Source organism: Novosphingobium sp. UBA1939 (assembly GCF_002336885.1).
GTDB lineage: Bacteria > Pseudomonadota > Alphaproteobacteria > Sphingomonadales > Sphingomonadaceae > Novosphingobium.
Map to the genome: position 1 here is coordinate 1 of NZ_DDFB01000083.1, position 18,300 is coordinate 18,300.

The window sequence follows — 18,300 nt, forward strand, 5'->3', positions numbered from 1 at the left end:
GTTTCCACCGGCGATATCCTCGTCATTCCGCTGGGTTCGGCGGTGCGCGTGATCGAGATTTTGGCACTTCCGGAGCGGCGCGGCCCCGCTCCCGAAGCACAAGCATGCTATCGGGTGCTTGACGATACGCCCCCCTCGCCTCTAGCACGGCCCGAAACGCGTACCTGAGGGATAATCACGCCATGACTTATGTTGTGACCGACGCCTGCATCCGCTGCAAATTCATGGACTGCGTCGAGGTCTGCCCGGTGGACTGCTTCTACGAGGGCGAGAACATGCTCGTGATCAACCCCAGCGAGTGCATCGACTGCGGCGTGTGCGAGCCGGAATGCCCCGCCGAAGCGATTTTGCCCGATACCGAAAGCGGCCTGGAACAGTGGCTTGAGCTGAACGCCAAGTATTCGGCGGAATGGCCGAACATCACCGCCAAGAAGGACGCTCCGGCGGACGCCGACGAGCACAAGGGCGAAGACGGCAAGTTCGACAAGTACTTCTCGGCGGAACCTGGCGAAGGTGACTGATCGGGGCGATTGATCCGGGGCGAATGATCCGCCCCCGGAACCGCCCCAGATCGGGACTAGTCCAAAACAGACTGAAATCCCCGCGCCAGCGCGCGCGGGAAACACTACGATCCGTCCCCGAAAAGGATAAATCTGACGGGGGTCGGAACAAGGTGCCTGAAATCGCAGTATACGCGGGAATCGCTTTCCTGTCGGCGACGATCGGCTTCTTCGCCGGCGCGCTGATGGCGACATCCAAGATCGCCTATCTGGAAAACCGCATTTCGCTGAACGAGCGGGAAGTGGAAAGACTCGCCGCGCGGGCCGAAGCCCTGCTGGTGGCGATGGGCCAGATCGCCACCTTGAGCGACGAACGGATGGGCTCCGCGCCGTCCGGCACCACGGCCGCGGGAATCGCCAGAACAACCTTGCACGCGCTTCGCTGACGTAGCGTCAAGCCGGACGGCCGCCCGCGAAAACAAGGAACCGTGGAGATTCTCCGCCGGGACTGGAAATTTTCCACAAAAACGTTATATACTCGCGCGTGCGGCATGGTCCCGGCCATGCGTCGCATTTCACGAAGATAAGGCAGGACACAAAGGCAGCACAAAAAAGGGGTCGCAGACCGCTTGTTGAGGGCCGCCCGCGAAGCAATGCGGGCATCGGGCGCAATACGCGCACCGGGGCCTCTTCCGCCGCCACATCCTAGCCCGTGTCGAAAGGGTAACCAATGGCAGCCAAGGCTCTTGCCTTCGATGTTGGGGATTACGTCGTCTATCCGAAGCACGGCGTCGGCCGGGTGGTCGAATTGCAGAACGAAGAAATCGCCGGAATGACGCTGGAGCTTTACGTGCTCCGTTTCGAGAAGGAACGCATGACGCTGCGCGTTCCTGTGAACAAGGTCGAAGCCATCGGCATGCGCAAGCTGTCTTCGGACAAGACGCTGCGCGAAGCGCTGGATACGCTGAAGGGCAAGCCCAAGGTCAAGCGCACCATGTGGTCGCGCCGCGCACAGGAATACGAAGCCAAGATCAATTCGGGCGACCTCGTTTCGATCGCGGAAGTCACGCGCGACCTGTTCCGCGCCGACGACCAGCCGGAACAGAGCTATTCCGAACGCCAGATCTTCGAAGCGGCCTCTTCACGCCTCGCCCGCGAACTGGCGGCGATGGAAAAGACCGACGAACCGGCCGCGCTCAAGAAGATCCTCGCGATCCTGAACGAATACGCGCCGAAGTACTACGAAACCGCCTGACGCCAAGGACGGGCCAGACGGTCCGGCCGGGTTTCACGCCCGTTTCCACAAAAGGGGTCGCCGGGAAGCCGGCGGCCCCTTTTGCGTTGCCGCGCTCGCGTCGTCCAGATGCCGATGCGCGCCGACGAGCGACATGGCCCTGGGCGGCGAAGCTGTAGTATATGGGCAATACACATTCCCTCCCGGTGGAGACCATCGCATGTTCGCCAATCTTGCCCGTGCCCTGGCGGGCGTAGCCGCCGTCGGTCTCGGCGCCGCGCTGGCCGGCTGTTCGTCCGACGCGCACGTCACCATCGACGGTGTCAGCGGCGTGCCGCTGGCGCAGCTGGATACCTCGGGCAAGGCGCCGGACACGATCACCCTGCTCGGCCCCGATACCGTCCATGTTACCGGCGGGGACCGGCTGGCGATTACCGTCGATGGCGATCCGGCGATCAAGGACCAGCTCCGCTTCACCCTGAAGGACGGCAACCTCGGCATCACGCGCGAAAAGCACGGGTTCGGCCAAGGCGGCACCGTGACCATCAACGTGGTCGTTCCGCCGTTGCAGGGGATCGTGCTGATGGGCTCGGGCACTGTCCACAGCGACGCGCTGCATGGAGAAGACGCCAGGGTGGTGATCGCCGGCTCCGGAAGCGTGGATAGCACCCGCGTCGATGTCGGCACGCTCAAGGTCGACGTACTGGGTCCGGGAACCGTGCGGGCCGCCGGCCATGCCAGGAACCTGGCGCTGACCATCGGCGGATCGGGCAATGCCGATCTTTCCGGCCTCTCGGTCGATGCGGCGAAGGCCGACGTCGCCGGGTCGGGCAGCGGCCGGTTCGCGTCGGACGGTACCGTGGATGCCTCGATCCTGGGCAGCGGCGACATCCACGTGCGCGGGCGCGCGACCTGCACGGTCAAGACGCTGGGCTCGGGCAAGCTGGTCTGCCAACCCGCCTGAAACTGGCCCGCCTAAAGCCGTTCAGGCGGCGGCGCGGCGCAACCTGTCGTTGATGGCGACGCCGATGCCCCGGTCCGGGATCGGCGCCACGGCGATCCGGGGCCGCGCATCGTCCGCCGCCAGATGCAGGCAGGCGTAGAGCCGGGCCGCCGCTTCCGCGAGATCGCCGGCGCGCGACAGCGAGACATCGCCGGCAACCGCGCCGAAGCCGATCAGGAATTCGTCCGGCTCCGCGTCCGGCGCGTCGAGGCGGACGGGCTTTCCCGGCGCATAGTGGCTGGCCAATTGCCCCGGCGCCTCGATCCCGCCGCGATCCTGCGCGCGGCCGGCGTGGGCTTCCCCCAGCACCGCGGCGATCCGCGCCTCCTCGATCGGGCCGGGCCGCAGGATCGCCCACGATCCATCCGCGCGCAGGCCGACGATGGTCGATTCGATCCCCTGCGCCGTCTCTCCCCCATCGAGAATCAGGCCGACACTGTCCCCCAGCGACGCGCGCACGTGCGCGGCGCTGGTGGGGCTAATCGCGCCGCTGCGATTCGCCGAAGGCGCGGCCAGCGGCAGCCCGCTTTCGCGCAGCAGCGCCTGCATCACCGGATGCGCCGGGCAGCGCAGCGCCACCGTGGGCAGGCCCGCGCTGACCGCCATGGCAAGCGGCGCACCGGGCAGACGCGGCAACACCATCGTCAGCGCGCCCGGCCAGAACGCGGCGGCGAGCGCCTCGGCCCGGTCGTCGAACGCGGCGAGTGCCCTTGCCGCTACGGCATCGGGAACATGGACGATCAGCGGATTGAAATCGGGGCGGCCCTTGGCGCGGTAGATGCCCGCCACCGCGGCATCGTCGTCGGCTCGGGCAGCAAGGCCATAGACGGTTTCGGTGGGCACGGCGACCGTCCCCCCCGCGGCCAGCAGCCGCGCCGCCGCGGCAATGCCGGCGGCATCGGCGGCGCGCAGGTTGCCCGGTCCGCCGTGGGAAATCTTTGTACCGTCCATGCCTTGCCGCTATAGCGCGCGCCACGCTCTGCCAAGGAAAACCAAGCGAGGGGAACTGCGATGGATTTCACGCCACCAACCACCGACCAGGTGCTTGCCCTGCGCGTCAGCGCCGGGATCGACGAACTGGCGGCGCACGAACGCTTCGAGGCTGCCAGCCCCGATCTGGTGGAAGCCATCGTGGAAGGCATCGGCGCGCTGGCCGCCGGCGAATGGGCGCCGCTCAACCGGCTGGGCGATACCGAGGGCGCGAAATGGAACGATGGCACGGTAACGCTGCCCGCCGGCTTCGCCGACGCCTACCGCGCGTTCGTCGAGCAGGGCTGGAACGCGATCGCCGGGCCGGTCGATCACGGCGGACAGGGTCTGCCCTTCGCGCTGGCGACTTGCGTTCTCGAGACGCTGGGCGCGGCCAACATGGGCTTCGCCCTGCTGCCGATGCTCACCGTCGGCGCGATCGAGGCGCTGGATCACCACGGCAGCGAAGCCCAGAAGGCGCTCTATCTTCCCAAGCTGGTCAGCGGCGAATGGTCGGGCACGATGAACCTGACCGAACCGCAGGCCGGGTCCGACGTGGGCGCGCTGCGCAGCACCGCCGTGCCGATCACCGAAGGCCCGCACGCCGGCAAGTACCGCATCGCCGGCACCAAGATCTTCATCACCTTCGGCGAGCACGACCTGGCCGAGAACATCATCCACCTGGTTCTCGCCCGCACTCCCGGCGCCCCGGCCGGCACGCGCGGCATCTCGCTGTTCATCGTGCCCAAGTTCCACGTCAACGCGGACGGCACCCCCGGCGCACGCAACGACGTGCGCTGCGTCTCGATCGAGCACAAGCTGGGCATCCACGCCTCGCCCACCTGCGTCATGTCCTATGGCGACCACGGCGAATGCATCGGCGAACTCGTAGGCCACGAGAACGAGGGCTTGAAGGCCATGTTCACGATGATGAACTCCGCCCGCATCAACGTGGGCAGCCAGGGCGTGCAGATCGCCGAACGCGCCTATCAACAGGCGCGGGCCTATGCGCGCGATCGCGTCCAGTCCGCGCGGGCCGGCGCGGCGGACAAGACGCCGGTGGCGATCATCGAACACCCCGACGTGCGCCGGATGCTGCTGCGGATGCGCGCGCTGACCGAAGGCGCGCGGGCGCTGCTCTATTACACCGCCGGCCAGATCGATCGCGGGACGCTGGGCAACGAAGCCGCGCAGAAGCGGGCGGAAGTGCTGGTGCCCATGCTCAAGGCCTGGGGCACCGATGTCGGCTGCGAGGTGACCAGTCTGGGCGTGCAGGTCCACGGCGGCATGGGCTTCATCGAGGNNGAAGGCACCAACGGCATCCAGGCCGCCGACCTCGTCACCCGCAAGCTGGGTTACGACAACGGCGGCGTGCTGCAGGCGCTGATGGCCGACATCATCGCGGAAATGGAAGACGTACCCGAAGTCGCCGCGCTGGCGAGAGACGTGGCCGCGATCGCCACCTGGATGACCACCAGCGCCACGCTGGACGACCGGCTGGCCGGCAGCGTGCCGTTCACCACGATGTGCGCAGCGGCGGTGGCCGGCTGGCAGCTTGCCCGCCAGGCGCGGGCCACGGGCGATGACGCCAAGACGGCGGTCACGATGTTCTTCAACCGCACGATCGTGCCCGAAATGCGCGGCCTTGGCTCGGCGGCCATGGCGGGCGCGGCGCTGGTCTATCAGCTGGATACCGACGCGCTGCTGGCATGAGTGACCATACCCCCTTGCTGACCCGTATCGCCGAGGCGCTGGAACGGCTTGCGCCGCCCCCGCCGCCGCCCGTCGACTGGCTGGCGCACCCCGCCTACGTCTGGCTGGGGCGTACGGCCCGGCCGGTCGCCCGGCTGGAAGCGCCCGCGCTGGACCTGATGCACGGCATCGACTTCCAGAAGGGTGCGGTGGTCGAAAACGTGGCGCGCCTGGCCCAAGGCGCGGCCGCACACGACATGCTGCTGTGGGGGTCGCGCGGCATGGGCAAGTCGGCACTGCTGCGCGCCGCCACGCTGGCCGCGCAGACAGAACGGCCGGGCAGCATCGCGCTGGTGCAGGCCACGCCCGAGGCCGGCCTGGCCGACCTGTTCGCGCTGCTGCGGGGGATCGAGCGCCGCTTCCTGGTGTTCCTCGACGATCTCGGCTTCGACGCGGGCGACGCCGATGGCGCGCGCCGGCTGCGCAGCTGGCTGGAAGGCGGCGTGGAAGCGCGCCCCGCCAACGTGCGCCTTGCCGTCACCTCCAACCGCCGCGCCATCGTGGAACGCCATCTCAGCGAACAGGACGATCCGATCAACCCGCGCGACGTGGTCGACGACCGGCTGGCGCTGGCCGACCGGTTCGGGCTGTCACTGGGGTTCCACAATTGCTCGCAGGACGATTTCCTGGCGATCATCGGCGGCTATGCCGCGCATTACGGGCTGGCGTGGGAGCCCGCGGACGCGCTGGAATGGTCGCGCCGGCGCGGTGGCCGCTCCGGGCGCGTGGCCTGGCAATATGTCAACGAACTGGCCGGGCGGACCGGGCGCGCGCTGTAAGCCACGCGCCCGGGTGCTTTTCCCGCGCCTTACGGCTGCGGCTTGAGCAGGTCCGAATCTTCGTTCGGCTTGGCGATGAACTTGGCATCCGCCGGCGGCGGGGGCGGCATCGGCGTGGCCTTGATCGGCACGATTTCCGCCGCCGGCTTCGCGCCAGGGGCCACCACGCGCCAGATCACGCCGCCCACGTCGTCGCTGACCAGCAGCGCACCGTCCTTCGCGAAGGCGACCCAGGTCGGTCGGCCATGCGCGCGGCCATCGGCCGTGAGGAACCCGCTGAGGATCGGGGTCGGCGGGGTCGGCTTCACGTTGCCGCGATCGTCGAAGCCGACGAAGACGACGTCATAGCCCGAAAGCGGGCGGCGGTTCCACGAACCGTGGCGCGCGATGAATGCGCCCTGCGCGAAGCGTTCTCCCATCACGTTGCCACCGCGCGCAAACGCAAGGCCCAGCGGGGCGACGTGCGAACCCAGCGCGTATTCCGGCTTGCGCGTGTATTCGAGCATGTATTCGGGCATCGGCGCCTTCACGCGCCAGTCGATGTTCTTTTTCCAGTAGGCCCACGGCCAGCCGTACTGCGCCCCCAGCGGCACGTTGGTGAGGTAGTCGGGCACGAGATCGGACCCGAGCATGTCGCGCTCGTTGACCACGGTCCACAGCTCGCCGCTGTGCGGATTCCAGTCGAGGCCGTTGGGATTGCGCAGGCCGCCGGCGAATTCGCGGCTGCGGTGCTTGGCGAAATCGTACTCGTGGATCGCGGCGCGGCCCTTTTCCTGGTCGATGCCGTTCTCCGCGATGTTCGACGAGGAGCCGACGGTCACGTAGAGCTTGCCGCCATCGGCGCTGAGCAGCAGGTTGCGCGCCCAATGGTTGCCGCCGCCGGGCAGGTCCATCAGCTTCTCGGGCTTGCCGGCAAGGTTGGTCTGGCCCAGCGCATAGGGGTACGACAGCACCGCGTTATGGTTGGCGATGATCAGGCGGCCGTCGCGGAACACCATGCCGAACGGCGAATCGAGCGCGGGATTGTCCATCACGAACTTCTGGTCGGCCTTGCCATCGCCATTGGTATCGCGCAGCAGCACGATCTTGTTGGGCGAAGGCCCGCCGGCGCCGACCTTGCGGAACAGCCAGTTCATAACCAGGCCCGTGATCCCGCCGGGGCCACGGCCGGGAGGCGCGTTGGTTTCGGCCACCAGCACATCGCCATTGGATAGCACGGTCACCGCACGGGGATGATCCAGCCCGTCGGCGAAGCGGCCGACCGCCAGCCCCTTCGCCGCCACGGGCGCCTCGTTGGCTTTCCAGCCCACGGGTTCCGCCACCACAACCGTGGGTATGGTCTGCGCGCTGGGCTCGGCCAGCTTGGGCTTCGGCCCGGAAAGCTGGTCCAGCGTGTATTGTGCGGGATCACCCCGCATGGCCCAGGCGATGAAAAGGCCGCCCGCGACGACAACGACGAGCAGGCCGATGAGGATCTTGCGCAAAAGAGTCATGCGCACGAATCTAGGCGGCAAACGCCGTCCTGTCACCTGACAGCTTGCCCTCATTCCATTCCGCCCCGGCCGCCCTATATCCGGGGTATGTACGCCTTTGCCCCCAACGCCGGCGCTTCTACCGCCGAGATCCACGCCGAGCTGCGCGAAGCGGCGGTGGCCATCACCGATAACGAGCCCGACGGCATCGCCAACATGGCCAATGTCGCCGCGCTGCTGGCGGAATTCCTGCCCGATCTCAACTGGGCCGGCTTCTACCGCATGGTGGAAGGCGAATTGGTGCTCGGCCCGTTCATCGGCAAGCCCGCCTGCATCCGCATCCCGCTGGATCGCGGCGTCTGCGGCGCGGCCGCGCGCACCGCGACGACGCAGCGGGTGGAGGACGTCCACGCCTTTCCCGGCCATATCGCCTGTGATGCCGCCAGCCGGTCCGAACTGGTCGTACCGGTGATTCGCGGTGGCGCGGTCATCGCCGTGATCGACCTCGACAGCCCGCTGCCCGGACGGTTCAGCGCAGAGGACGCCGCCGGCATAGAAGCGCTGGCAGAGGCGATCGCGGAACGGATCTGAGAGAAAGAACCACCCGCCAATCTATCCCGTTTCGGCACAGCGCCGGGAGCGGCCTTGGTGCCCCCTGCCCGGCGATGATACGGTTCCGGAAACGTCCGGAATCCGGCCAGTCGCGCCGGCGCGCCGCAACAGGGGATCACGATGGCCCGAATCTACCCAGCACTTGCCGTTTCGCTCGCCTTGGCAGGCGCCATGCCGGCCGTGGCACACGAAGCGCCGCCGCCGCCGCCCGCACCGCCCGGCGGCTGGTATGCTCCGGCGCCTTACGGCGCCGTGCCCGCCTGGCAGGGCGGCTATCCGGCAGCGCAGATGCCTGCCCCGCCGCCGGTGGACCCGGAATACCAGCGGATGCTGGATCGCTGCCGCGTCAACAATCCGGATAAGCACGTCGGCGGCACGCTGATCGGCGGCGCGGTGGGCGGATTGATCGGCAACCGTGTGGCCTCGGGCGATCGCGTGCTCGGCACCGTGGCCGGCGCGGCGGTTGGCGCGGTGGCCGGCAACGTGATCGACAAGGCCGAGGACAAGGGGCGGGACCGCGAATGCGAGGAATTCTTCCGTCGCTACGGCCCGCCGCAAGCCGCAGGCTATCCGGGCGGCTATGGCGCGGGATACCCCGGCTACGGCGGCGCCTATCCGGGATACGCGCCCTACGGCTACGTCATGGTGCCAGTGGTGATCCAGAACCAGCAGAAGCCCTGCGTCGAGACCACGACCGTGACCGAGGAATGGGTCAACGTTCCGGTCCGCCGCCGCGCGGTACACCACCGCCCGGTCGTGCGCGACAAGCGCGTCAAGGAAAAGCGGGTCTACACCGGCAGCTAAGCGCCCAGTGCTCGTCGTCTCAGCGAAAGCTGGGACCTCGGGCCGCTATAGCGCATTTTCGACAGGACCGGCCCCGCCCCACGAGATCCCAGCTTTTGCTGGGATGACGCGCGACGTGGGCCGTGTTCCACGTGGAACGTGCTAGGGTCCTGACCCTACAGCTTGCGGCCGATCAGTTCCTTCATGATCTCGTTGGTGCCGCCGAAAATCCGCGTCACACGCGCGCTGCGCCATGCGCGGGCAATCGCGTACTCGTTCATGTAGCCCGCGCCGCCGTGGAGCTGCAGGCACTTGTCCATCACTTCCCACTGCAGCTCGGTATGCCACAGCTTGGCCGCCGCACCTTCTTCCGGGGTCAGTTCGCGCTTGAGGTGGCGCGCCAGCGCCCAGTCGAGGTGCGCCCAGCCCACCTGCAGCTTGGCCTTGATGTCGGCCAGGGTGAAGCGGGTGTTCTGGAAATCGAGGATCGGCTTGCCGAACGCCTTGCGATCGCGGGTGAATTCCACGGTATCGTCGAACGCGCGCTGGGCCGATGCCTGCGCGCTGACCGCGATTGACAGACGCTCCTGCGGCAGTTCGCTCATCAGGTAGATGAAGCCCTTGCCTTCCTCGCCCAGGCAGTTGGTGATCGGCACGCGCACATCGTTGAAGAACAGTTCCGAGGTGTCGGCTTCGTCCTGCCCGATCTTGTCGAGGTTGCGGCCGCGTTCGAATCCTTCGCGATCGGCTTCGACCAGCACGATCGACACGCCCTTCCACGCCGGCTGGACCTCCGTATCGGTCTTGCAGCAAACGAGAATCAGGTCCGCGTTCTGGCCGTTGGTGATATAGGTCTTCGATCCGTTGATGACGTAGTGGTTGCCGTCCTTCTTGGCCGTGGTGCGCATGCCCTGAAGGTCGGACCCGGTGCCGGGTTCGGTCATCGCGATCGCGGTGATCGTCTCGCCCGAGACCATGCGCGGCAGCCACTTCTTCTTCTGCTCTTCCGAACCGTAGGAGATGAGATAGTTGGCGACGATATCAGACTGGAGCGAAAAGCCCGTGGTCACGCGGCCATAGTAGGCGCTTTCCTCGTCGACAATGGCGTTGTAGCCGAAATCGAGGCCCAGCCCGCCGTATTCCTCGGGAACCGTGGGGCACAGCATGCCCAGTTCGCCGGCCTTGGGCCAGACTTCCTTGGGCACGATGCCGGCCTCCGCCCATTCGGCGGCGTGTGGCGCGATCTCGTCCTCCAGAAACCGGCGGACGGTCTGGCGGAAGGCTTCGTGATCCTCGTTGTACGCGGTGCGTGAAAGCGCATCGAGCGACATGGCATCTCTCCGGTTAGTCGTGGCCTTTCCCACAGGGATAAGCGCCGCCGCCAAGCCGGGTCAATCGCTATTTAATCGATCAGTTAAACTTTATGTGCTGCCCTCTCGGGCAAGTCCGCGTCAGATGCCGCCGCCGGTAAGCCGCTGGCAGATCAGGTCGAGCTGGTCGAGCGTCTTGTAGCGGATCGTCACCGAACCCGAGCTGGGGTCGGCATCGGCGTTGATCATGACCTTGAGGCCCAGGAACTCCTCCAGATGCGCCTGCACCGCCGCAATATCGGCGCTTTGCGACGGATCGCGCACCGCGCGCGCCTTGCGCTGCGCGCTTTCCGGGCGCCCGGCGCGCTTGGCCATGCGTTCCGCATCGCGCACCGAAAGCCCCTTCGCCACGACCTCGCGCGCGATGGGCAGCGGATCGGGCAGGGTCGCCAGCGCGCGCGCATGGCCCATCGAGATCTCGTCGCGCTGGACCATGTCCAGCACTTCCTCGGGCAAGCTGAGCAGGCGCATGAGATTGGCGACATGGCTGCGGGACTTGTCGACGAAGGTTGCGATTTCCTGCTGCGTCAGTCCATCCTGCTCGGAAAGGCGCTGATAGGCGCGCGCCTCTTCCACCGGGTTGAGATCCTCGCGCTGCAGGTTCTCGATCAGCGCCAGCGCGACGACTTCGCGTTCATCGAGCTTGCGCACGATCGCCGGAATCTCGTGGACGCGCGCACGCTGCGCCGCGCGCCAGCGGCGCTCGCCAGCCACGAGCTGGTAGCGGCCCGCGCTCACGGGCCGCACGATCACCGGCTGGATCACACCCCGTTGCGCGATCGAGCAGGCCAGTTCCTCCAGCGCGTCTTCGTCGAAATGGCGACGCGGCTGATTGGGATCGGGTTCGATGTCCGACACGGAAAGCAGCGAAACTCCGCCTTCGCGTGGCAGTGCGGCCCCTTCCGGCGCGCCCGCCGAAACGCGGATCAGCGATTCCTCGCGCCGGGTTTCGCCAAGCAGCGCGCCCAGCCCCCGCCCCAGCGCCGCGCGCCGCACCGGCGCCGCTTTCACGCCATCACCGGTCATGCCGTCTTCGCTGCTCATGCAGCCTTCCTCCGTTCGGGCAGCCGGCCGATCAGTTCGCGCGCCAGCTTCATGTAAGCCTGCGATCCGGGGCAGGCATGATCGTAGATCAGCGCGGGCAAGCCATGGCTCGGCGCCTCGGACAAACGGACGTTGCGCGGGATCACCGCTTCGAACACCAGATCGTGCAGGCAGGATCGCACGTCGTCCGCCACCTGATCGGTCAGGCGATTGCGGCGATCGAACATGGTGAGGACCACGCCCAGGATGCCGAGATCGGCGTTGAAGCGCTCCTGGACGCGCTCGACCGTCTGCAGCAACTGACTCAGCCCTTCGAGCGCGAAGAATTCGCACTGGAGCGGCACCAGCAGCGTATCCGCCGCGGTGAGCGCATTGAGCGTGAGCAGGCCGAGCGACGGCGGACAATCGATCAGGCAGATATCATGCCCCGCCCCGCCCTGGGAAAGTGCGCCGCGCAACTTTCCGGTCCGGTCCTCGACGCTGACCAGCTCCACTTCCGCGCCCGAAAGATCGACCGTGGCGGGCACCAGATCGAGCCCCGGAATGCGCGTAGGCATCAGGCATTCGGCAACGGTCGCCTGATCGATCAGCAGATCATACGACGAACGTTCGCGCTCGTGCGAAGCGACGCCGATCCCGGTCGAGGCATTGCCCTGCGGATCGAGATCGACCAGCAGCACTTTCCAGCCGGTGGCGGCCAGCGCGGTGGCGATGTTGATCGCGGTGGTGGTCTTGCCCACTCCGCCCTTCTGGTTGGCGACAGCGATGGTAATCATCGGCGAGTTTCCTTCCGGCGTTTGGCCTTTTGGACAACCGGGGGCTGGCCACCAAGCAGGCGACCAGCGATGACGCCCGCGTCGGGGTCTGTCAGCGATTGTTCCACGTGGAACATATGGCGCCAGGATTTCGGGAGCATGTCCAATTCATGCTTCGCCTTGGCCCCTTTGGGCAACAGCCAAAGCGTGTCTGGTGTGGAAAAGCGCGCAGAAAGAAGCAGCAGCTTGTCCAGCGGCGCAAACGCGCGGGCTGAAATCACGCTGGCGATCCGTGCCGGCACATCTTCCACCCGCGCCAGAATGACTTCCACATTGGCCAGATCAAGCGCCGCCGCCGCGCGTTCGAGCCATTCGGTGCGCAGGCGCCGGGAATCGACCAGCGTGACGTGCCGTTCAGGCTGCAACGCCGCCACGACCAGCCCTGGAAAGCCAGCTCCGGTCCCCAGATCGAGCCACGGCCCGGCCGGCAATGTTTCACGTGGAACATCGAGCAGCTGCGCGCTGTCGACGATGTGCCGTTGCCAGACGTGCGCCAGCGTGCCGCGCGCGACCAAGTTTTGCCGTTCGTTCTCGGCGACGAGCAGATCCGCCAGCCGGGTCAGCCGGGCCATGCCGGCGGCATCGACGCCGAGCCGATCGCGCAGCCAGGCTTGCGCGTCCGCGTCGCTGGTGATCGTCATGCCGCGCGCCGCCGCGCGTGGACCAGCAGGCTGGCAAGCGCGGCCGGGGTGATCCCCGCGATCCGGCCCGCCGCCGCCAGCGTATCGGGCCGGGCACGCTGCAACCGTTCCACCATCTCGTTCGAAAGGCCGGGCACCTCGGCGAAGGGGAAATCATCACCGAGCGCGACCGCGTCGCTCGACCGCAATTCGCGCAGTTCCGCGTCCTGCCGCGCGAGATAGGGCGCATAGGCCGCGTCCTCCTCCACTTCCTCCACCAGCAGCGGATCGAACGCCCCGTCCCCCATCCATGGCTGCAACGCCGCGAGCGTGACTTCAGGGAAACGCAGCCACTCCATCAGGGATCGCCGGGTGCCATCAGCCCGCACCGCCATCCCCGCGCGCACCAACTCCGTCGGGGTGACATCGGCGGCCAGCGCGCGCTCCAGCCGTTCCCGCTGTTTACTGCGCGCTTCGAACCAGACCGCGCGTTCGTTCCCCACACACCCGGCAGCAAGAGCCAGCGGGGTCAGCCGGGTGGAGGCGTTGTTGGCGCGCAAACGCAGGCGATACTCAGCCCGCGCGGTCAACATGCGATAGGGCTCGCTGACGCCATGAAGCGTGAGGTCGTCGATCATCACGGCCATGTAGCTCGATGCCCGGTCCAGCGCCGCCGGCGCGCGGCCCAGCACGGCCGCCGCCGCGTGCATCCCCGCCACCAGCCCCTGCGCCGCCGCCTCCTCGTATCCGGTCGTCCCGTTGATCTGCCCCGCGCAATAGAGCCCCGGGATGGCTTTCACTTCCAGGCTGCGCCGCAGCGCGCGCGGATCGATGTGATCGTATTCCACCGCATAGCCGGGCACGGTGATCTCCACCCGCTCCAGCCCTTCGATGCTGCGCATCATCGCCACCTGCACATCCGTCGGCAGCGAGGTGCTGACCCCATTCGGGTAAACCGTGCGGTCGTCCAACCCTTCCGGTTCAAGAAAGACCTGGTGCCCGTCGCGATCGCCGAAGCGGTGAATCTTGTCCTCGATCGACGGGCAATAGCGCGGCCCCTGCGCCCCGATCGCGCCCGTGAACAGCGGCGAACGGTCCAGCCCGCTCCGGATGATATCGTGCGTGCGCGCATTGGTGCGCGCGATCGCGCAGAACACCTGTGGCACCGTGCGCGCCGGCGTCAGCGGAGACATCGTCCACGGCTCGGCGTCGCTGGGCTGCTCCGGCAACCGCGCCCAGTCGATCGTGCGGCCGTCCAGCCGGGGTGGTGTGCCCGTCTTCAGCCGCGCCATCGGCAGGTCGGCATCGCGCAGCTGCGCGGCCAGCCGGTGCGCCGCGCTTTCGCCGATGCGGCCACCATCCATCCGCTCCTCGCCACGAAACAGCCGCCCTCCGAGGAAGGTGCCCGTACACAGCACGACCGCATCGGCCGCAAGCGCATCGCCATTGCCCAGATCGACGCCTACCACACGGCCGCCCTGCATCCGCAAGGCCGCCGCCTCGCCCGCAACCACCGTGAGATTCGGTTGAGCCGCAATCATGCGCTGGATCGCGGCGCGGAACAGCTTGCGATCCGCCTGGACACGCGGCCCCTGCACCGCGCTGCCCTTGGAACGGTTGAGCATCCGATAGTGAATCGCCGCCGCATCGGCCGCGCGCGCGATCAATCCGTCAAAGGCATCGACCTCGCGCACGAGATGGCCCTTGCCCAGTCCGCCGATCGCCGGGTTGCAGCTCATCGCGCCGATCGTCTCCGGATCGAAACTCACCAGCGCCGTGCGCGCGCCCATCCGCGCCGAAACGGCGGCCGCCTCGACGCCGGCATGACCGCCGCCGACCACGATCACATCGAATTGCTGCATGGGATGCCCGTTACAGGAGAGCGGGACTCACGTCAAAGTGCATCGATGTTCCACGTGGAACATCGCGCTTCATTTGCCGATGCAGAACCGGCCAAACAGCGCGTCCAGCATGTCCTCGGTGCCGACACGCCCCACGAGCCGGTCGAGCGCCTGCCGGGCGAGGCGCAGCTCTTCCGCTGCCAGCAAGGGGTCCGGCATGGCCGCCGCCGCACCGAGAGCGGTCATCACCTCCCCCAGCAACCCCGCCTGGCGCGCATTTAGCGCCGCTTCGCCCGGAGCGGGCAACGCCGCGCGGGCATGATCCACCAACCCGGCGCGAAACGCCGACAGGCCCTCCCCCGTCCGCGCCGAAAGCGCAAACCGCGCGCCGTGCTTGATCGCCCGATCCGGACGGTCGATCCGTGTTTCGATTTCCCACAGCGAACGACCGGCAGGCCCGGCACCCTCTGGCCCCAGCCACAGCACCAGATCCGCGCGCTCGGCTTCCGCCAGCGCGCGGGCGATGCCGATCCGTTCGATCTCGCCGGCGCCGTCTTCACGCAGACCGGCCGTATCGATGAACGTGAAGGGCACGCCTTCAATCGCCACCGCGCGGACCAGAACATCGCGCGTGGTCCCCGGCTCGGCCGCCGTGATCGCCGCCTCGTCGTCGACCAAGGCGTTGAACAACGTGGACTTTCCGGCATTGGGCGGACCGGCGAGGACGACCCGGTAGCCCTCGCGCAAAGGCTCCGCGCGCGGCCGGGCGAGCCACGCGCCAAGATCGTCGGCCAGGGCACCCGCGTCCGCCGCGAAGCCGGCCGGAAGATCGGCTCCAACATCGTCCTCGTCCGAAAAATCGAGCGCGGCTTCCAGACGGGCCGAGAGCGCCAGCACCTTGTCGCGCCATCCAGCGACCAGACGCGACAACGCACCGTCCGCCATGGCCAGCGCGGCCCGCCGCTGCAACTCGGTCTCGGCGGTCAACAGATCGGCCAGCCCTTCCGCCTCGGCCAGATCGATACGGCCGTTGGCGAAGGCGCGGCGAGTGAATTCACCGGGCAACGCCTGGCGTAATCCAGGCAGTGCCGCCAGCGCGGCCAGAACGGCGGCGACCACCGCGCGGCCGCCGTGGAGATGAAGCTCCGCGCTGTCCTCGCCCGTCGCCGTGCGGGGACCGGGCAGCCACAGCACCATGGTATGATCGAGTTCGGTACCGTCGCGCGGATCGATCAGCCGCGCCAGCGCTGCGCGGCGCGGTGCCGGGAGCTTGCCGGCAAGCGCCCGCAAGCATTCCCCGGCGTGCGGTCCACTGATCCGGACAACCGCGATGCCGGCGGGCGGTTGACCGGAAGACAGGGCGAAGATCGTGTCGGACATGCCGGCGTCTCTAAACACCCACGCGCGCGCTGTCGAACGCCGCAATGTTCCACGTGGAACATTCGGAACACGCGCGATCAGTCGTCCTTCTTCTTGGAACCCGAAACCCCGGCCTTGAACCCGGCCATCGCCGCACCGGCGCCCTGCTCAACGAACTGCTGGAACAGTTTGAGCCCCATCTCGCCCATTGGCGCGATCTGCTTGGCGTAGCCCTGGAGCTGATCGAGATTCGACACGCCCTGCATCGCCTTGGCGATGGCATCGATATAGACGTCGTTCGCCTTGGAGACATCGGGCAACCCCAGAAAGCGGCGCGCTTCTTCCGGCGTGCAGTCGATCTCGACCTGAACTTTCATGGAATTCTCCCGATCAACGATGCTTCAGAGTGTCACCGGAGCTTGGCAAAGTCCACTCGCGGGGCCAAGCTCGGTATCGACCAACGCATGATATCCGCAGGACAAACCAGTGAACAGGACGAACCACCATGGGTGAGATGACGAGAATTCCAGCTTATGACGGCCAGGACGCGATCCCCGTCTATGTCGCCACGCCCGCGACCGGGGCGAAGGCCGCCATCATCGTCATTCCCGAGATCTTCGGCGTCAACGCCGGCATCCGCAAGAAATGCGACGATTGGGCCGCGCGCGGCTATGCCGCGCTGGCGCCGGACATCTTCTGGCGTTTCGCGCCCGGCGTCGAACTCGATCCGGACGTCCCGGAACAGATGCAGGAGGCGTTTGGCTACTTCGGGCAGTACGATCCCGATCTGGGCGTGCAGGATATCGAAGCGGCGATCCGCTGGCTGCGCAAGGAGCGTGGCCTCGCCAAGGTCGGCCTGGTCGGCTTCTGCCTGGGCGGCCGCATGGCCTACATGGCCGCCGCGCGCACCGATATCGACGCTTCGGTCGGCTATTACGGCGTGATGATCGACCAGATGCTCGGCGAATCCCACGCCATCGCCAATCCGCTGCTGCTGCACATTCCCACGGCGGACCATTTCGTCTCGCCGGAAGTGCAGGCAACGGTCCACGCCGGGCTCGATCCGCATCCCAAGGTGACGCTCTACGATTACGAGGGGCTCGATCACGGCTTCGCCGCCGAAACCGGCAACCGCCGTGACGAGGAGGGCGCGCAATTGGCCGATAGCCGCACCCGCGCGTTCTTGGCGGAACACCTCGCCTAACCACACTTCGCTCCGGTTGCGCTCCATCAATGCGAGCGCAACCGGAAGAGGCAAAATCGGATCGGCAATCAAAAGGGGAGACGAAGCCAATGCAACTGGGACTGGCCGCCTGGCACCGCTACATGCTGGACAGCGATCCGGCGCTGCTGGAAGAGCTGATCGCGCCCGACGCGGTATTCCACTCCCCTGTGGTCCACACGCCCCAGGAAGGGCGCGAGAAAGTGCTGATGTACCTGACGGCGGCGGCCGGCGTCTTCGGCAACGGCACCTTCGCCTATGTCCGCGAACTGGTGGACGGACCGGAAGCCTGTCTTGAATTCACCGCGGAGATCGACGGGATCAAGGTCAACGGCATCGACCTGATCCGCTTCGATCTTGAAGGCCGGATCATCGATTTCAAGGTCATGGTCCGCCCGCTCAAGGCGATCAACGCCGTGTGGCAGAAGATGGCCGAGCAACTCGAGAACACGTGATACGAAAAAGGGGGCTGCGCCCGATGGCGAAGCCCCCTTCGTTTCCTGTCCGCGTTGCGAACCGTTTTACTGGTTCATCGTCGCGAAGAAGTCTTCGTTGGTCTTGGAATCCTTCATCTTGTCGAGGAGGAATTCCATCGCGTCGACCGTGCCCATCTGCATGAGGATACGGCGCAGCACCCACATCTTGGTGAGCTGATCCTTCGCCACCAGCAGCTCTTCCTTGCGCGTGCCGGACTTGCCGACATCCAGCGCCGGGAAGATGCGCTTGTCCGCAACCTTGCGGTCGAGCACGATTTCCGAGTTGCCGGTGCCCTTGAATTCCTCGAAGATCACTTCGTCCATGCGGCTGCCGGTATCGATCAGCGCGGTGGCGATGATCGACAGCGAGCCGCCTTCCTCGATGTTACGCGCGGCACCGAAGAAGCGCTTCGGCCGCTGCAGCGCGTTGGCGTCGACACCGCCGGTCA

Annotated in this window: 19 protein-coding genes and 1 pseudogene; 10 read left to right on the forward strand and 10 right to left on the reverse strand. The window is 67.1% G+C overall.

The features are described from left to right. The first annotated feature begins 182 nt into the window (after positions 1–182). The 4 genes from fdxA (at position 183) to B3547_RS11145 (ending at position 2,698) form a co-directional block, all read left to right on the forward strand. Positions 183–521 (forward strand): ferredoxin FdxA, encoded by a 339-nt coding sequence (gene fdxA / locus B3547_RS11130; RefSeq protein WP_084279690.1) that lies wholly within the window; start codon positions 183–185, stop codon positions 519–521. Between the two features lie 152 nt (positions 522–673). Then, on the forward strand, positions 674–946 hold the full coding sequence (locus B3547_RS11135) for a hypothetical protein (protein ID WP_125954266.1): 273 nt from the start codon (positions 674–676) through the stop codon (positions 944–946). 284 nt (positions 947–1,230) lie between these two features. Next, positions 1,231–1,755, forward strand: coding sequence for a CarD family transcriptional regulator (locus B3547_RS11140; protein WP_124810388.1), 525 nt, complete (start codon positions 1,231–1,233; stop codon positions 1,753–1,755). A gap of 199 nt (positions 1,756–1,954) precedes the next feature. Beyond that, positions 1,955–2,698 carry a head GIN domain-containing protein gene (locus tag B3547_RS11145; RefSeq protein WP_190287308.1) on the forward strand — a complete coding sequence of 248 codons (744 nt, stop codon included), beginning with the start codon at positions 1,955–1,957 and terminating at the stop codon, positions 2,696–2,698. 21 nt (positions 2,699–2,719) lie between these two features. Here the strand turns inward: B3547_RS11145 and B3547_RS11150 are convergent, their stop codons facing one another. Beyond that, the gene (locus tag B3547_RS11150) at positions 2,720–3,688 is read right to left on the reverse strand and encodes an L-threonylcarbamoyladenylate synthase (RefSeq protein WP_292963098.1); all 969 of its coding nucleotides are present in this window, start codon (positions 3,686–3,688) and stop codon (positions 2,720–2,722) included. A gap of 60 nt (positions 3,689–3,748) precedes the next feature. On the opposite strand from B3547_RS11150, the gene B3547_RS11155 reads away from it, so the two are divergent. After that, the gene (locus B3547_RS11155; RefSeq protein ID WP_292963101.1) at positions 3,749–5,419 is read left to right on the forward strand and encodes an acyl-CoA dehydrogenase; all 1,671 of its coding nucleotides are present in this window, start codon (positions 3,749–3,751) and stop codon (positions 5,417–5,419) included. Further along, positions 5,416–6,237, forward strand: a complete 822-nt coding sequence (locus tag B3547_RS11160) for a DUF815 domain-containing protein (protein ID WP_292963104.1) — start codon at positions 5,416–5,418, stop codon at positions 6,235–6,237. The genes B3547_RS11155 and B3547_RS11160 overlap by 4 nt, the downstream gene beginning before the upstream one ends. Before the next feature lie 29 nt (positions 6,238–6,266). Here the strand turns inward: B3547_RS11160 and B3547_RS11165 are convergent, their stop codons facing one another. Continuing rightward, positions 6,267–7,730 carry a PQQ-dependent sugar dehydrogenase gene (locus B3547_RS11165; protein ID WP_292963106.1) on the reverse strand — a complete coding sequence of 488 codons (1,464 nt, stop codon included), beginning with the start codon at positions 7,728–7,730 and terminating at the stop codon, positions 6,267–6,269. A gap of 87 nt (positions 7,731–7,817) precedes the next feature. On the opposite strand from B3547_RS11165, the gene B3547_RS11170 reads away from it, so the two are divergent. Together B3547_RS11170 and B3547_RS11175 are read left to right on the forward strand one after the other, a co-directional pair. Then, positions 7,818–8,300: a GAF domain-containing protein gene (locus B3547_RS11170; protein ID WP_125954260.1), complete on the forward strand. Its 483-nt coding sequence runs from the start codon at positions 7,818–7,820 to the stop codon at positions 8,298–8,300. Positions 8,301–8,441: 141 nt separating this feature from the next. Then, positions 8,442–9,125 (forward strand): glycine zipper 2TM domain-containing protein, encoded by a 684-nt coding sequence (locus B3547_RS11175; protein ID WP_292963110.1) that lies wholly within the window; start codon positions 8,442–8,444, stop codon positions 9,123–9,125. 155 nt (positions 9,126–9,280) lie between these two features. Here B3547_RS11175 and B3547_RS11180 read toward each other — a convergent pair whose 3' ends face one another. From B3547_RS11180 to B3547_RS11210, 7 genes are all read right to left on the reverse strand, one after another. After that, positions 9,281–10,435 carry an acyl-CoA dehydrogenase family protein gene (locus B3547_RS11180; protein ID WP_124810381.1) on the reverse strand — a complete coding sequence of 385 codons (1,155 nt, stop codon included), beginning with the start codon at positions 10,433–10,435 and terminating at the stop codon, positions 9,281–9,283. Positions 10,436–10,555: 120 nt separating this feature from the next. Next, on the reverse strand, positions 10,556–11,518 hold the full coding sequence (locus tag B3547_RS11185; RefSeq protein ID WP_414690547.1) for a ParB/RepB/Spo0J family partition protein: 963 nt from the start codon (positions 11,516–11,518) through the stop codon (positions 10,556–10,558). Continuing rightward, complete coding sequence (locus B3547_RS11190; protein WP_125954259.1) at positions 11,515–12,294, reverse strand: ParA family protein; 780 nt, start codon at positions 12,292–12,294, stop codon at positions 11,515–11,517. Before B3547_RS11190 ends, B3547_RS11185 begins: the two co-directional genes overlap by 4 nt. Further along, positions 12,291–12,974 (reverse strand): 16S rRNA (guanine(527)-N(7))-methyltransferase RsmG, encoded by a 684-nt coding sequence (gene rsmG, locus B3547_RS11195; RefSeq protein ID WP_292963114.1) that lies wholly within the window; start codon positions 12,972–12,974, stop codon positions 12,291–12,293. The genes B3547_RS11190 and rsmG overlap by 4 nt, the downstream gene beginning before the upstream one ends. Next, positions 12,971–14,815 carry a tRNA uridine-5-carboxymethylaminomethyl(34) synthesis enzyme MnmG gene (gene mnmG, locus B3547_RS11200; protein WP_292963116.1) on the reverse strand — a complete coding sequence of 615 codons (1,845 nt, stop codon included), beginning with the start codon at positions 14,813–14,815 and terminating at the stop codon, positions 12,971–12,973. The genes rsmG and mnmG overlap by 4 nt, the downstream gene beginning before the upstream one ends. 69 nt (positions 14,816–14,884) lie before the next feature. Then, positions 14,885–16,174, reverse strand: coding sequence for a tRNA uridine-5-carboxymethylaminomethyl(34) synthesis GTPase MnmE (gene mnmE, locus B3547_RS11205; protein WP_292963118.1), 1,290 nt, complete (start codon positions 16,172–16,174; stop codon positions 14,885–14,887). A gap of 77 nt (positions 16,175–16,251) precedes the next feature. Further along, the gene (locus tag B3547_RS11210) at positions 16,252–16,530 is read right to left on the reverse strand and encodes a DUF6489 family protein (RefSeq protein ID WP_124810376.1); all 279 of its coding nucleotides are present in this window, start codon (positions 16,528–16,530) and stop codon (positions 16,252–16,254) included. Positions 16,531–16,658: 128 nt separating this feature from the next. Here B3547_RS11210 and B3547_RS11215 point away from each other — a divergent pair, with 128 nt between their 5' ends. Then, complete coding sequence (locus B3547_RS11215) at positions 16,659–17,357, forward strand: dienelactone hydrolase family protein (protein WP_292963121.1); 699 nt, start codon at positions 16,659–16,661, stop codon at positions 17,355–17,357. 89 nt (positions 17,358–17,446) lie between these two features. Further along, positions 17,447–17,830, forward strand: coding sequence for a nuclear transport factor 2 family protein (locus B3547_RS11220; protein WP_124810374.1), 384 nt, complete (start codon positions 17,447–17,449; stop codon positions 17,828–17,830). A gap of 66 nt (positions 17,831–17,896) precedes the next feature. Here the strand turns inward: B3547_RS11220 and B3547_RS11225 are convergent. Then, a pseudogene (locus tag B3547_RS11225) lies at positions 17,897–18,300 on the reverse strand (transcription termination factor Rho); the annotation flags it as partial.